The sequence below is a fragment of the Streptosporangium sp. NPDC002607 genome, assembly GCF_053592655.1.
The window spans coordinates 1-14084 of record NZ_JBSFWD010000010.1; the positions used below are offsets into that span (position 1 = coordinate 1).

A 14084-nucleotide genomic window follows, 5' to 3' on the forward strand; every position below is an offset into this window, starting at 1 on the left:
CCGCAGACCAGTCCACATGCGGACTCGGCTCATCCACATGCAACGTCCTCGGCAACACCCCCCGCTCCATCGCCACCACCATCTTGATCACACCGCCCACGCCGGCGGCGGCCATGGTGTGGCCGATGTTGGATTTCAGCGACCCCAGCCACAACGGCCGATCGGCCGGCCGGTCCTGCCCATAGGTGGCGAGGATCGCCTGCGCCTCGATCGGATCGCCCAACGTGGTCCCGGTCCCGTGCGCCTCCACCGCGTCCACCTCCGCGGCGGCCAACCCCGCCTCCGCCAGAGCAGCACGAATGACACGCTGCTGCGAAGGACCGCTAGGAGCCGTCAGTCCGTTGGAAGCCCCGTCCTGGTTCACCGCCGTCCCCCGAATCACCGCCAGCACCGGGTGACCCAGACGACGGGCATCGGACAACCTCTCCAGCAGCAGCATCCCGGCGCCCTCGCCCCAGCCGGTCCCATCGGCCGCCGCGGCGAACGACTTACACCGCCCATCGGGCGCCAGCCCCCGCTGTCGCGCGAACTCCACGTACATCCCCGGGGTCGCCATGACCGTGACACCGCCGGCCAGCGCCAGCTCGCACTCACCCCGGCGCAACGCCTGAACGGCCAGATGGATCGCCACCAGCGAGGAGGAACACGCGGTGTCCACCGTGATCGCCGGCCCCTCCAAGCCCAGTGTGTACGCGATGCGGCCGGACGCCACGCTGAGGGTGCTCCCGGTCAGCAGGTAGCCGTCGTAGCCCGCGGTCGGCTCGTGCAGGCGGGGGCCGTACTCGGAGGTCAGAGCTCCGACGAACACCCCTGTCGCGGTGCCGCGCAAGCCGGCCGGGTCGATGCCCGCGTGTTCGAGCGTCTCCCAGGCGACCTCCAGCAGCAACCGCTGCTGCGGATCCATCCCCAGCGCCTCACGGGGCGAGATGCCGAAGAACTCCGCGTCGAACCCATCCGCGTCGTGCAGGAACCCTCCCTCTCGCGCGTACGTGGTTCCGGCGTGATCAGGATCCGGATGGAACAAGGCGTCAAGGTCCCACTCTCGGTTGACGGGAAACGCCCCGAGTGCGTCCACCCCGTCCGCGACCAACCGCCCCAGATCCCGCGCCGAGCGCACCCCGCCCGGATAACGGCAACCGATGCCCACGATGGCGATCGGTTCGCGTGCCCGGTCGGCCGAACGCTGATTGGCCTGCTTCAGCCGCTGGATCTCTTTCAGAGAGCGGCGCAGCGCCTCGACGAGCTCTTCGTCGGATGCCTTCATCTCAACTCTCCGATTCACCCGGCCACGAGGAATAGTCGTGGGCCAGTTCTAGAAGGTCACGGGGGTCCATGGCGTCGATGTCGTCGGTACTCGGAATTCGCACGGTGTCGTGTGCCGGTGAACCGTTGGCGAGGGCCAGCAACTGCTCCATCAGTCCGGTTTCACGTAGCTTCCACAGCGGAATGGCGGCGAGCGTGGCGCGTACGGCGCTCTCCTCCGGGTCGGCCTCAGCGGTGGGCCCGGCGACCGTGGCGTGCAGGTGGAGCGCGACCGCCTCCGGAGTCGGGTGGTCGAAGATGAGGCTGGAGGGGAGGCGCAGGCCGGTGGCCGTGTTGAGGCGGTTGCGAAGTTCGACCGCGGACAGGGAGTCGAAGCCGACCTCCTTGAACGCGCGGCGGACGTCGACGCCGGCGGAGTCGGCGTGCCCGAGGGTGGCGGCCACGTGACCGCGGACCATGTCGAGCAACAGGCCGTGCTGGGCGACTTCGGTCAGCCCGGCGAGCTGTTCGGCGAGCGAGACGGTGCCTGATGGAGCGGCGGCACCGGCGGTGCGCCGGGCCGGTGTGCGGACCAGCCCCCGCAGCAGCGGCGGCACGGTCCCCTCACGGGCCGCGGCGACCAGCGCCGCCCCGTCGAACTCCGTGAGCAGCAGGAACGGATCGCCGGTCGACAACGCCCTGTCGAACAGGGCGAGCCCGGACTCGGCGGTGAGGGGTTTGAGGCCCGAGCGGGTCATCCGCCGCAGGTCGGTGCTGGTGAGGCCCCCTGTCATACCACTGCCCTGTTCCCACAGTCCCCAGGCGAGGGAGAGGCCGGGCAGGCCACGGGTATGGCGGTGATGGGCCAGGGCGTCGAGGTAGGCGTTGGCGGCGGCGTAGTTGGCCTGCCCGGGGCCGCCCAGCGTACCGAGGGCGGAGGAGAACATGACGAACGCGGTCAGGTCCTGATCGCGGGTGAGCTCGTGCAGGATCCAGGCCGCCTGGGCCTTCGGGCGCCACACCTCCCAGAACCGCTCCGATGTCAGGGAGCCGATGACACCGTCGCGCAACACGCCCGCGGCGTGGACCACCATGGTCAGCTCGCGTCCGGCGAGCAGGCCGGCCAGAGCGTCGCGGTCGCCGATGTCGGATGCGACGATCTCCACTCGCGCGCCGAGTGCGCCGAGTTCCGCCGCCAGTTCCGAGGCCCCTTCGGCGTCCGGTCCGCGCCGGCTGGTCAGCAGGAGCCTGCGGGCGCCGTGCCGGCGGACGAGGTGCCGGGCCACGAACGAGCCCAGCGTCCCGGTTCCACCGGTGATCAGAACCGTACCCTCCGGGTCGAACGGCGCGGGCACCGTGAGCACGATCTTCCCGACATGACGGGCCTGACTCATGAACCGGAAGGCCTGCGGAGCCTGCCGGATATCCCAGCAGGTCACCGGCAACGGCTGGAGCACTCCCCGTTCGAACAGCCCGACCAGCTCCACGAGCATCCGCTGAACACGATCGGGTTCCAGCCGCAACAGGTCGAACGCCTGGTAGGCGACGCCGGGATGGGCCCTGGCGATCTCGTCGGGGTCGCGTAGGTCGGTCTTGCCCATCTCGATGAAACGGCCCCCACGGGGCAGCAGATCGAGGGAGGCGTCGACGAACTCCCGCGCCAGTGAGTTCAGCACCACATCCACACCGCGACCGCCGGTGGCTCGCCGGAAACGCTGGGTGAAGGCCAGGTCCCGGGTGGAGGCGATCCGCCCGTCGTCCACCCCGAGGCCGCGCAGGATGTCCCACTTGCCGTCGCTCGCGGTCGCGTAGACCTCCGCACCCAGATGCCGGGCCAGCTGGATCGCCGCCATGCCCACACCGCCGGCTCCCGCGTGAACCAGGAGCGATTCCCCCGGCCTCAGTCCGGCCAGGTCCACAAGCCCGTGGAACGCGGTCAGGAACACCACCGGCACCCCGGCCGCCTGCGCGAACGACCAGCCTCCCGGTATCCGGGCGACCAGGCGCTGATCCGTCACCGTCACCGGCCCGGCGCCGTTCGGGAACAACCCCATCACCCGGTCGCCCGGCCGCACTCCCGTGACCTCCGCGCCGACCTCGACAACGACTCCGGCACCCTCCCGGAGCACCCTGCGGTCGGCCAGCATGTCCAGTGCGATGAGCACATCCCGGAAGTTCAGCCCGGCCGCCCGCAGCGCGACACGGACCTGCCCGGACTCCAGCCCACCGACCAACTCCGGGCGGCCGACCAACGCCAGGGCGTCCAGACCGCCCTGCTCGGTCACCTCCAGCCGCCAGCCGCTCCGCCCCGGCGGCACCAGCGCACCCCTCTGAGCCGGATACGGGACCACCCGTGCCGCCAGCAGCCGCCCCTCACGAACCGCGAGCTGGGACTCGCCTCCCGTCGACGCGGTCCCGATCGCACCCGGCAGCGCGGCGTCCGACGCCTGACGTCCGTCCACGTCGATCAGCGCCAGCCGCTGCGGATTCTCGGTCTGCGCGGTACGGACCAGCCCCCACACCGCGGCCGCCACGTCGCTGACACTCTCGCCGTCAAGCGCCGCGACCGCACCGCGTGTCACCACCACCAGCTGCGACCCGTCGAACCGCTCGTCAGCGAGCCAGCCCCGCACCAGGCTCAGCACGTTTTCGACACGGCCGGCGGCCGCGGAGGCGCTCTCCCAGTTCCTGTCCGCGTCCACCACGGCGACCACCACGCCTGGTCCGGTGGGGACCGGGTGATCGTCGAGCCACGCGCGCAGCTGATCCAGACCGGCGAACCGTCGACCGGACGGAAGGCCGGCAAGCGGCTCCGTCCCCGGGCGGTCCTGCCCGTCGGCGCCGAGCCGTACGACCCCCCAGGTCGAGGCGGTGTCCGAGGCGGTGTTCATCGGCGTCTCGACCGCGTCGATCGGCGTCCAGGCGAGCAGGTGCATCCCCTCGTCACGCCCCTCACCGGCAACGGGACGGTCGAGGAGGCCCAGCTGCTCCGCGCTCACGGGCCGGAGCGTGAGCTCCTCCACCAGCGCGACCGGCGCCCCGCCCGAGTCGGCGCAGACCAGGCTGACGGCGTCAGCGGACGTAGGGGACACCCGGACGCGCAACGTCCGCGCCCCTGTGGCGAACAGGCGCACCCCGCTCCAGGAGAACGGCAATCGTACGGCGTCGGCACCCACGCCGGCTACGAGGATCGTCTGCAGGGCCGCGTCCAGCAGCGCCGGGTGAATTCCGTAGCCGTCGCTGACCACCGGCTCGGGCAGCCGCACCTCGGCGAAGATCTCCTCGCCCCGCCGCCAGACCGCGTGCACCCCCTGAAAAGCCGGCCCATAACCGTATCCCCGCTCGGCCAGCCGCTCGTACGCTCCGTCGAGCGCCATCGCCGTCGCGCCTGCGGGCGGCCACACCGCCAGGTGCTCCTCCTTGCCGACGATCAGGGGTGCCAGCACTCCGGAGGCGTTCCGCGTCCACCGGTCCCCGTCCGCCGAGGCCCCGCCCCGGCGAGAATGGATCGTGAACGAGCGCCGCCCCTCATCGCCGGGTCCGGCGATGAGGAGTTGGACGGACACCTGCCCGCCCTCATCCGGCACCGCCAGCGGCGCCTCCAGTGTCAGCTCCTCGATCCCCCCACAGTCCAGACGGTCCGCCGCGTGCAGCGCCAGTTCCGCGAACGCGGCGCCCGGCAGCAGCACCCGGCCCAGCACCGCGTGATCGGCCAGCCACGGGTGCGCGCTTCGCGACAACGAACCCGTGAGGATGACACCGGCGCCGTCGGCCACCTCCACCGCCACGCCCAGCAACGGATGGTCCGCCGCATCCACCCCTGCCCGCGTCACGTCGCCCGCACCGAGGGCGGGAGTCAGCCAGTAGGACCGGCGCTGGAACGCGTACGTCGGCAGATCGCGGCGGCGTCCGGCTCCGAGGAGCGGCATCGGGTCGACCGGCGCGCCGCTGACCCAGGCGTCGGCGAGCGAGGCGCTGAACCGCGCCGGCCCGCCCTCCTGGCGGCGTAGCGACTCGATGACCGCGACGGTGGCTCCCGCGTCGACCGCCGTGTCCTCGATCGCACCGGTCAGCACCGGATGCGGGCTGACCTCGACGAAACGGTCGTGTCCATCCTGGATCAGGGTACGGATCGTACGCTCGAACTCCACACCATGGCGCAGGTTGCGATACCAGTAGCCCGCGTCCAGTCCCGCGGTGTCCAGCACCTCGCCTGTGACGGTGGAGTAGAACGGGATCCGCCCCGCCCGTGGCGCTATCGCGGCGAGCGCTTCGAGGATCGGCTCACGAAGAGCCTCCACGTGCGGGCAGTGAGAGGCGTAGTCCACCGCGACCCTCCGGGCCTGCGCCCCTCTGGCCCGGTAGACGGCCATGATCTCCTCGACCGCGTCCGCGTCCCCCGACACTACGGTGGCGGCCGGACCGTTGACCGTGGCCACCGACAGATGCCCTCGCCAACCGGCCAGTTCCTCGCGGACACGATCAGCCGGCACGCCCAGGAACGCCATGCCGCCGGTACCGGCGAGCGCGGTCAGTGCCCGGCTGCGCAGGGCGACGACACGCGCGGCGTCCGCCAAGGACAGGGCTCCCGCGACACACGCCGCGGCGATCTCCCCCTGGGAATGACCGACGACCGCGTCCGGGCGAACGCCATGGGCCTCCCAGTTCCGGGCCAAGGACACCATGACGGCGAACAGGGCGGGCTGCACGACGTCCACACGGGCCAGAGCGCCTGCATCGTGAAGCACCTCATGCAGGTCCCACGGAACGTACGGAGCCAGGGCGTCCGCGCACTCGGCGAGCGCCTCGGCGAAGACCGGTGAGTGTTCGGCCAGTTCGACGGCCATGCCCGCCCACTGAGAGCCCTGCCCGGGAAAGACGAACACCGTCCTGCCGTGCGCGGGCACGCCCTGGGAGACGTTGGGGGCCGCGACTCCCTCGGCCAGCGCGGTCAGGCCGGGGAGGAAGTCCGCGTGTTCGCCTCCCATCACCGCCGCGCGATGCTCGAACACGGCGCGGGCGGTGGCCAGGCTGTAGGCCACGTCGACCGGCCGCAGTTCCGGATCGGCCCGGACGAACTCCGCCAGTCGAGCGGCCTGCGCACGCAGCGCCCCCTCGGACTTGCCCGACAGGAGCCAAGGCAGCGCACGATGCTCCGCTGTGCCCACGTCCGTGGAGTCAGCCGCCGTGGGTTCGGCGACCGACGGCGGCTCCTCCAAGATGAGGTGCGCGTTCGTGCCGCTGATCCCGAAGGACGACACCGCCGCCCGCCGCGGCCGCCCGTACGGGAGCCACGGCCGCGGTTCGGTGAGCAGCGACACGGCCCCACCCGCCCAGTCGACGTGCGGGCTGGGCTCGTCGACGTGCAGGGTCTTGGGCAGGATGCGACGCTTCATCGCCATGACCATCTTGATCACACCGCCGACCCCGGCCGCGGCCTGGGTATGGCCGATGTTGGACTTCATCGACCCCAGCCACAGCGGCTGATCGACCGGCCGGTTCTGGCCATAGGTGGCGATGATGGCCTGGGCCTCGATCGGGTCGCCCACGGTGGTACCGGTGCCGTGGGCCTCCACCGCGTCCACGTCGCCTTCGCCGAGCCCGGCGGCCGTCAGCGCCTGCCTGATCACACGCTGCTGCGACAGCCCGTTCGGCGCGGTCAGACCGTTGCTCGCGCCGTCCTGGTTCACCGCCGATCCCCGGATCACCGCGAGCACCTGGTGACCCAGACGCCGGGCATCGGACAGGCGCTCCATGAGTACGAGAGCGACGCCCTCCCCCCAGGCGGTGCCATCGGCCTGGGCGGCGAAGGGCTTGCACCGGCCGTCGTGGGACAGCCCCCGCTGCATGCTGAACTCGACGAACAATCCGGGGCTGGACAAGACGGCGGCACCACCGGCCAGTGCCATCGAGCATTCGCCCTGACGCAGGGCCTGGGAGGCGAGGTGCATGGCGACCAGGGAGGAGGAGCAGGCTGTGTCGACCGTGATGCTCGGGCCTTCGAAGGCGAACGTGTGCGCGATCCGCCCGGACGCGACGCTGGGCGAGTTCCCGGTCAGCAGGTAACCGTTGTGGCCCTCCGCCGGTTCGTACAGGCGCGGGCCGTACTCCTGGGCTCCGGCGCCGACGAACACCCCGACAGGTGCGCCACGCAGCGTGGCCGGATCGATGCCGGGCCGTTCGAACGCCTCCCAGGCGACCTCCAGCAGCAGCCGCTGCTGGGGATCCATCGCGGCGGCCTCGCGGGGGCCGATCCCGAAGAAGTCGGCGTCGAAGGCGGCGGCGTCGAGGAAACCGCCACGCCGGACATAGGTCCGGCCCGGCACTCCCGGCCGCGGGTCGTACAGCCGGCTCAGGTCCCACCCTCGATCGGGCGGGAACGGCCCCGTCGCGTCGACCTCGTCCGCCACCAGCCGCCACAGATCCTCCGGTGAACCGACACCGCCCGGATAACGGCAGGCCATTCCGATGATCGCGATCGGTTCGCCGGCTCTGACCTCCGCGTCCTCGTCCCGCGCTGCTCCCGTGCGGCCGCCGCCCCGCACCGCCTCGCCGAGGTGGCGGGCGAGCGCTTCGGGGGTGGGATGGGCGTAGACGAGCGTGGCATCGCGTCGCAGCCCGGCCGCGTCGGTCAGCCGGTTGCCGAGTTCGACCGCCATGAGCGAGTCGAACCCCAGGTCCTTGAACATCTGCCCGGGCTCGACGGCGTCCGGACCGGCATGGCCCATGACCGCCGCGGTGTGTGCCCGCACGAACTCCAGCAGGACCCGCGGCCGCTCCTCCGCGTTCGCCGCGGTCAGCCGGCCGGAGAGCGGCGAGGTCTCCGTACCGGGGACGTCCGGCGTCCGATCGACCGGCCGGAGCTCGCCGGCCCCGTCCCCCGCCGCCGCGACGCGGGCGGGCCGCGCCACCGCGCCGGGCCAGTACGACCGGCGCTGGAAGGCATAGGTCGGCAGGCAGACCCGCCGGCCGGCGGTGAGTGTGGTGGTCCAGTCGACCGGTGCGCCGCTGACGTGAGCGTGGGCGAGTGAGGTTCGGAAGCGAGCGGAGCCGCCGTCGTCACGACGCAGTGAGTCGATGACGGCGACAGGGGAATCCGCGTCAGCGGCCGTGTCCATGATCGCGGTGGTCAGTACGGGGTGCGGGCTGATCTCGATGAAGCGGTGGTATCCCGCGGCCAGCAGACCGCGGACCGCGTGTTCGAAGTCGACCGGCCGGCGAAGGTTCCGATACCAGTAGTCGGCGTCGAGCCCGGCGGTATCCATGATCTCGCCGGTGACGGTCGAATGGAAAGGGACCCGGCCAAAAGACGGCTTGATCGAACCGAGCCCGTCGAGGATCGGCTCCCGTAGCACCTCCACATGTGCGCAGTGGGAGGCGTAGTCGACCGCGATGACCCGCGCGTGGACTCCCCTGGCTTGCAGGTCCGCCACTATCTCGGCGACGGCGTCGGCGTCTCCGGACACGACGGTCGCGGCGGGGCCGTTGACGGCGGCGACGGCCAGACGCCCGCGCCGACCGGCCAACTCGCCGCGGACCTCGTCGGCGGGGAGCCCCAGGAAGGCCATCCCGCCCGTACCGGCGAGGCGGGTGAGGGCCCGGCTGCGCAGGGCCACGATCCGGGCGGCGTCCGCCAGGCTCACCGCACCGGCGACGCAGGCCGCGGCGATCTCACCCTGGGAATGCCCGACCACGGCCTCGGGGTGCACCCCGTGCGCCTCCCAGTGCCGGGCGAGGGAGACCATCACCGCGAACAGAGCGGGCTGCACGACCTCGACGGACTGGAGAGCGGCGGGATCACGGAGTACCTCACCGAGGTTCCAGCGAACATGTGGAGCCAGGGCCTCGGCGCACTCGTCGAGCGCCCCGGCGAACGCGGCGGAGGCTTCGGAGAGTTCGACGGCCATGCCGGCCCACTGGGACCCCTGGCCGGGGAAGACGAACACGGTCTTGCCGGGCACGGGCGTGCCCCGCACGAGGTTGGGCGTCGCGGCGTCCCCGGCCAGCGCGGTCAGGCCACGGAGAAGGTCGCCGCGCTCGCTCCCCAACACCACCGCCCGATGCTCGAAGGCGGTACGCGTGGTCGCGAGGCTGTAGCCCAGATCCACGGGACGCAGCCCGGGATCGGCCTCGACGCACTCCGCCAACCGGGCGGCCTGCGCGGCCAACGCCGCCTCCGACCGGCCCGAGACCACCCAGGGCACCACCCCCGGCCCGCCAGGGTCCTCCACGAGGCCGGCCGACGAGGGCTCAGCGACCGGCGGCGCCTCCTCCATGATCACATGAGCGTTGGTACCTCCCATCCCGAACGAGCTGACGCCGGCGATCAGGGGCCGATCCGGATGAGGCCAGGGACCCGAAGCCGTCCGCATGCGCAGATTCAGCTCGTCGAGCGGGATGGCCGGAGAAGGCGATTTGAAGTTCAAACTCGCCGGCAACGTCCGCGCCTCGATGCTCAGGGCGACTTTGAGCAGGCCCACGATTCCGGCGGCCGCCTCCAGATGACCGACATTCGTCTTGACGGACCCGACGACGAGCGGGCTGTCCACCGGGCGAAAGGCGCCTACCGCCGAACCGAGGGCGGCGGCCTCGATCGGATCGCCGCGCCTGGTCCCGGTGCCGTGCAACTCCACGTACTGCACCTGTACGGGCGAGACACCGGCCCGCGCGCACGCGCGCCGCAGCACGTCCGCCTGGGCGTCGGTGTCGGGCACGGTCAGCCCATCGGTGGCACCGTCGTTGTTCACCGCGCTGCCCCGGATCACGCAGTAGATCCGGTCCTCGTCCGCCAACGCGCGAGCCAGCGGCTTGAGCACGACGACGACCCCGCCCTCGCCGCGTACGAACCCGTTCGCGCGGGCATCGAAGGTGAAACAACGGCCATCCGCGGACAGACCACCGAACCTTGCCGCAGCCAGGGTCCCCTCCGGCAGGATGTCGAGGTTCACCCCGCCCACCAGCGCGAGAGCCGACTCCCCGCTCCGCAGGCTCTCGACCGCCAGATGGACGGCGACCAGGGACGAAGCCTGCGCGGCGTCCACCGTCAGGCTGGGCCCCCGCAACCCCAGGGCGTACGACACGCGATTGGCGATGAGGCCCCGGTTCAGCCCCGTCAGGGTGTGCTGAGAGATGGCGGCGGTTCCCTGCCGATCCAGCAACCGGGCGTACTCATCCCCTGTCGCCCCGACGAAAACCGCCGTCCGGCTACCGGCCAGGGATGCGGGGAGGATGCCCCCGTCTTCGAGCGCCTCCCAGGCCAGCTCCAGCATCAACCGCTGCTGGGGATCCATGACGACGGCCTCACGGGGCGAAATCCCGAAAAAGCCCGCGTCGAACTCGGCGACCCCGTCGAGGAATCCACCGTGCCGGACACCCGCGTGATCCGGAGAGGTGTCATCTCCCGGCTCAATGTCCCACCGGCCCTCGGGCACGGGCGTCAGTGCGTCCACACCATCCCGGAGCAACCGCCAGAACGCCTCCGGATTCGGCGCCTTGGGAAGCCGGCAGGACACTCCGACGATCGCGATCCGCTCATCGGAATTGCTCGTTGGATTATGTGCCGTCTCGTCGGCGCGCACAGGAAATGGTCCTTCCGCAGGGTAAGCAGACGTATGAATCCGAGACGCGTCGCATGCTCAGCTGTCGTAGGGGACGTCATCCAGGGGGTACACGCCAGGGGCCGGAAACAGTGGTGCCTTTGCTGGAGATGTGAAACGCCGCCACAGGAGTACAGAAGTCGCTCGGCGTCCGTCCCGCCGTGTCGGCAGGAAGGGGCGGATCGACGACAGCCGGTGGAAGCGGTCGTGGGGAAGGCCGGCCGGTTTTCCGGGGTGTGGGGGACGCCCGCGCAGGCACCCCACAGATACCGACCGACTATGGCAGGGACGAGACGACGGCGTCGCGTCAGTCGAAGTTGAGCCGGTCGACGTTCGGGGCCATGCCACCGGTGACGGCGGCGGGCTCGCCGTTGTCGAGCCGGCGAGCGGTCATGTCGAAGTCGGTCATCTCGGAGGAGCCCTTTCCCCGATTGGAATGTGCTCGCTCAAAATCACAGAGGCCACTTGTGAAACTCTTGGGGATCACTGTGGTCGCCCAGCTCAGCGGTGTTGAGGCCGTACCGTCCCGCCCGGCGACCAGCCACCGCGTAGTGTCCGCCGCACGCCATCAGGTCCGCACGCCATCAGGTCCGCACGGCATCCGTGCTCGGCGACGCCATACGAGTCGCGTGCCCCCGATGTACTCCCCGCGCTTCCACGTCGCTCATTGACATGTGCGGGGCACCGTCGCGGAGGACGGTGTCAGCATGAGCCGCGGCGTGATCTACGGACAGATCCGGTCCGGACGTTCCCGCGCCGGTCCGCTTCCTGGCCGCGCTCGACAACGTGGTGCTCGCCCACGCCGATCGGACCCGCCTGATGACCGACGAGCAGCGCAAGCACACCATCGTCGAGGCGGCGATGACCGTGGACGGCTTCGTGCGCGGACTCTGGGCCATCAAACGCGACAAGGAGGGTACGGCGACGTTGGTCGTCAAGCTTTTCGAACCTCTGGGAAGACGCGACGAGGCCGCCGTGACCGAGGAGGGCATCCGCCTGCTGCGCTTCGCGGCCGCAGACGCCGGCAGCCACGACATCCGCTTCCACTCCGTCGACGGCGCCCACTGATCTCAGACGACGCCCGCGAGCATGGCCGACTCGGCCTTTCACGAAAGAACCCGGCCCCAGCCCGACTCGCTCGAAGGTGCCGTAAAGCGCCTCCCCCGAGAGCGTGAGGAGCGCTTTCGCCGATGACAGCACCACCTCGATCCGTGTCCGACCGCCGGACCCGCCCCCGTCGTAACCGTGACCGGCCCGGCGGGTGCGGGAGAGCCGCTCAGAAGTAACGGGAGCTGAGGTCGGTGGTGGGCCAGGTGGTGACCTTGCCGATCTCGGCGTTGATCTGCGGGCTCAGCACGTCGAAGTCGAGGCTGCCGCTCTCCTCCCGGCGGTTGAACAGCGCGGCGTAGGTGAAGCCGTTCTGCAGCCGGGCCAGATAGGTGTAGGTGCCGGGCAGCGAGCCGTCGTGCCAGGTGTTGAGGTGCCCGGTCACCTGGCGCACCCACCAGCCCGCGCCGTACCAGGAACCGCTCGAGGTGACGCCGATCTCCGGCTTGGCGAACATCTTGCCGATGGAGGTCGCGTTGAGCACCGGACCGGCCGCGTTGAAGATCCCCGCGAACCTGACCAGGTCCACCGCGGAGGCCAGCCAGCCGCCGCCGGGGCCGCGGTTGGTCATGCTGAAGCCGCCGTACGGGGTGGGTACCACGGCGCCCGTAGGATCCGTGACGGTCTTACTGGTGAAACGCGACTCATAGAACACCTCGCCGGGCGCGGCCTCGGCGCGGAGCGTACGACCGAGCTTCAACCGGGTGATGCCGACGGGCGCCAGCAGCTTCTGCTTGACGTAGGACTCGTAGCTCTGACCGGAGACCTTCTCGACGATCCGGCCGAGCAGCATGTAGCCGTAGTTGCTGTACGCGTAGCGGCTGCCGGGGGCGAAGTCGAGCGGGCGGCTGCTCGCATACGCGATGATGTGGTCCTGGGTGATCGGCAGCGGTACGCCGAGCGCGCCGGCGATCACGTGGTCCAGATACAGATAGTCCTTCGAGATGGCGCTGTCCCAGCCGCCGGTGTGCTGCAGCAGCCGTAGTACCGTCACACTGGCCAGCCGGGGATCCGCCGCGGTGGACAGGCCGAGCAGGCCGGCCACCGAGGCGCCCAGGGTTAGCTTGCCGTCCTGGACCAGGCGCATGATGGCGGTGGCGGTGATGTGCTTGCTCAGGCTCGCGATCCGGAAAAGCGAGGTGGGCGACACCACGGGGACGGCCCGGCCGTCGCTGGAGTACCGGTAACCACGCGCCAGGACGAGCTTGCCGTTCTTGACGATGGCGAGCTGAGCACAGGAGATGTCGCGCTCAGTGATGTAGGTCTTCAGGACCCGGTCGAACCCGGCGAGCGCGGCGGGCGCGACCCCGGACACCTCCACCGCCGGGGCGCTGCTAGCCCGCACAGGCGGCGCGCCGAACACGGCCGCGGGTACCATCGCGGTACTCGCCTGAAGAAAGCTTCGCCTGCTGAGCAGCGTCACATGGACTCCTTGAATCGGCGGTTCAAAAAGGCTCTGGATACCGGTAGCGGATCTTAGGATGCATTTTTGACTTACGCCAATCAGGACTTTTCGGGGCGCCGTATGTAGAAGACCTCCTCCAGCAGGCCGTTGACGACGAACACCACCGCGAAGGTGACCGGCAGCGTGACGGGGTCGACAGTCGGCGCGTAGTCGCCGGGTGGCACGGAGCAATCCTGGACCCGCAAGTCCCGACGCACGCCGGCCATGCCACGGCGTTGCGTGGACGCTCTCAAGCTTCACCGTGAGCACCAGGACGTGGCCCGCAAGGCAGCAGGGAAGAACTGGCAGGACAACGACCTCGTGTTCGCGTCCAAGGTCGGTACGGAGCTCGACGCGCACAACGTCCGGCGCTCGTTCCGGTCCGTACTCAAGAAGGCCGACCTGAACGAGAAGGAGTGAACGCCCATGAGATGCGCCACAGCTTCGTCTCGCTGCTGTCGGACTCCGATATCCCCCTGGAAAACATCTCCCGCCTGGTCGGCCACCGCAACACCTCGATGCCGGTGTTCGATGTTCATTCGGAAGGTCAGCCAGCACGACGCGGGGTGGTACACGCGGCTGCTCAATGCCCCGGCTGACCGGTTCCAGTGAGGGGCGTACGGCGCTTGATCCCGACGATCCATCGGGATCGAATCAAGAACCATGCACCTGACGGCCTCTAGCGTCTATCGTCC

At 70.4% G+C, this 14084-nt stretch carries 6 protein-coding genes and 1 pseudogene; 3 read left to right on the forward strand and 4 right to left on the reverse strand.

Features of this window, described 5'->3' with window-relative positions; translation table 11 throughout:
* Both ACWD3H_RS14150 and ACWD3H_RS14155 read right to left on the reverse strand, forming a co-directional pair.
* A partial coding sequence (locus ACWD3H_RS14150; RefSeq protein WP_355551288.1) for a beta-ketoacyl synthase N-terminal-like domain-containing protein occupies positions 1-1264 on the reverse strand: 1264 nt, incomplete at its 3' end.
* A 1-nt stretch (position 1265) separates the two neighbouring features.
* A complete protein-coding gene (locus ACWD3H_RS14155) occupies positions 1266-10763 on the reverse strand; it encodes a type I polyketide synthase (RefSeq protein WP_451955383.1) in 9498 nt (3165 codons plus the stop codon).
* A gap of 819 nt (positions 10764-11582) precedes the next feature.
* On the opposite strand from ACWD3H_RS14155, the pseudogene ACWD3H_RS14160 reads away from it, so the two are divergent.
* Positions 11583-11906: pseudogene (locus ACWD3H_RS14160) on the forward strand (DNA glycosylase AlkZ-like family protein); the annotation flags it as partial.
* A 208-nt stretch (positions 11907-12114) separates the two neighbouring features.
* Here the strand turns inward: ACWD3H_RS14160 and ACWD3H_RS14165 are convergent.
* Both ACWD3H_RS14165 and ACWD3H_RS14170 read right to left on the reverse strand, forming a co-directional pair.
* A complete protein-coding gene (locus ACWD3H_RS14165) occupies positions 12115-13368 on the reverse strand; it encodes a serine hydrolase domain-containing protein (RefSeq protein WP_451955229.1) in 1254 nt (417 codons plus the stop codon).
* 80 nt (positions 13369-13448) lie between these two features.
* Positions 13449-13574: a hypothetical protein gene (locus ACWD3H_RS14170; protein ID WP_355551282.1), complete on the reverse strand. Its 126-nt coding sequence runs from the start codon at positions 13572-13574 to the stop codon at positions 13449-13451.
* A gap of 55 nt (positions 13575-13629) precedes the next feature.
* Here ACWD3H_RS14170 and ACWD3H_RS14175 point away from each other — a divergent pair, with 55 nt between their 5' ends.
* On the forward strand, positions 13630-13809 hold the full coding sequence (locus tag ACWD3H_RS14175) for a hypothetical protein (RefSeq protein ID WP_451955230.1): 180 nt from the start codon (positions 13630-13632) through the stop codon (positions 13807-13809).
* Complete coding sequence (locus ACWD3H_RS14180; RefSeq protein ID WP_451955231.1) at positions 13806-13988, forward strand: hypothetical protein; 183 nt, start codon at positions 13806-13808, stop codon at positions 13986-13988. Before ACWD3H_RS14175 ends, ACWD3H_RS14180 begins: the two co-directional genes overlap by 4 nt.
* Positions 13989-14084 lie beyond the last annotated feature (96 nt).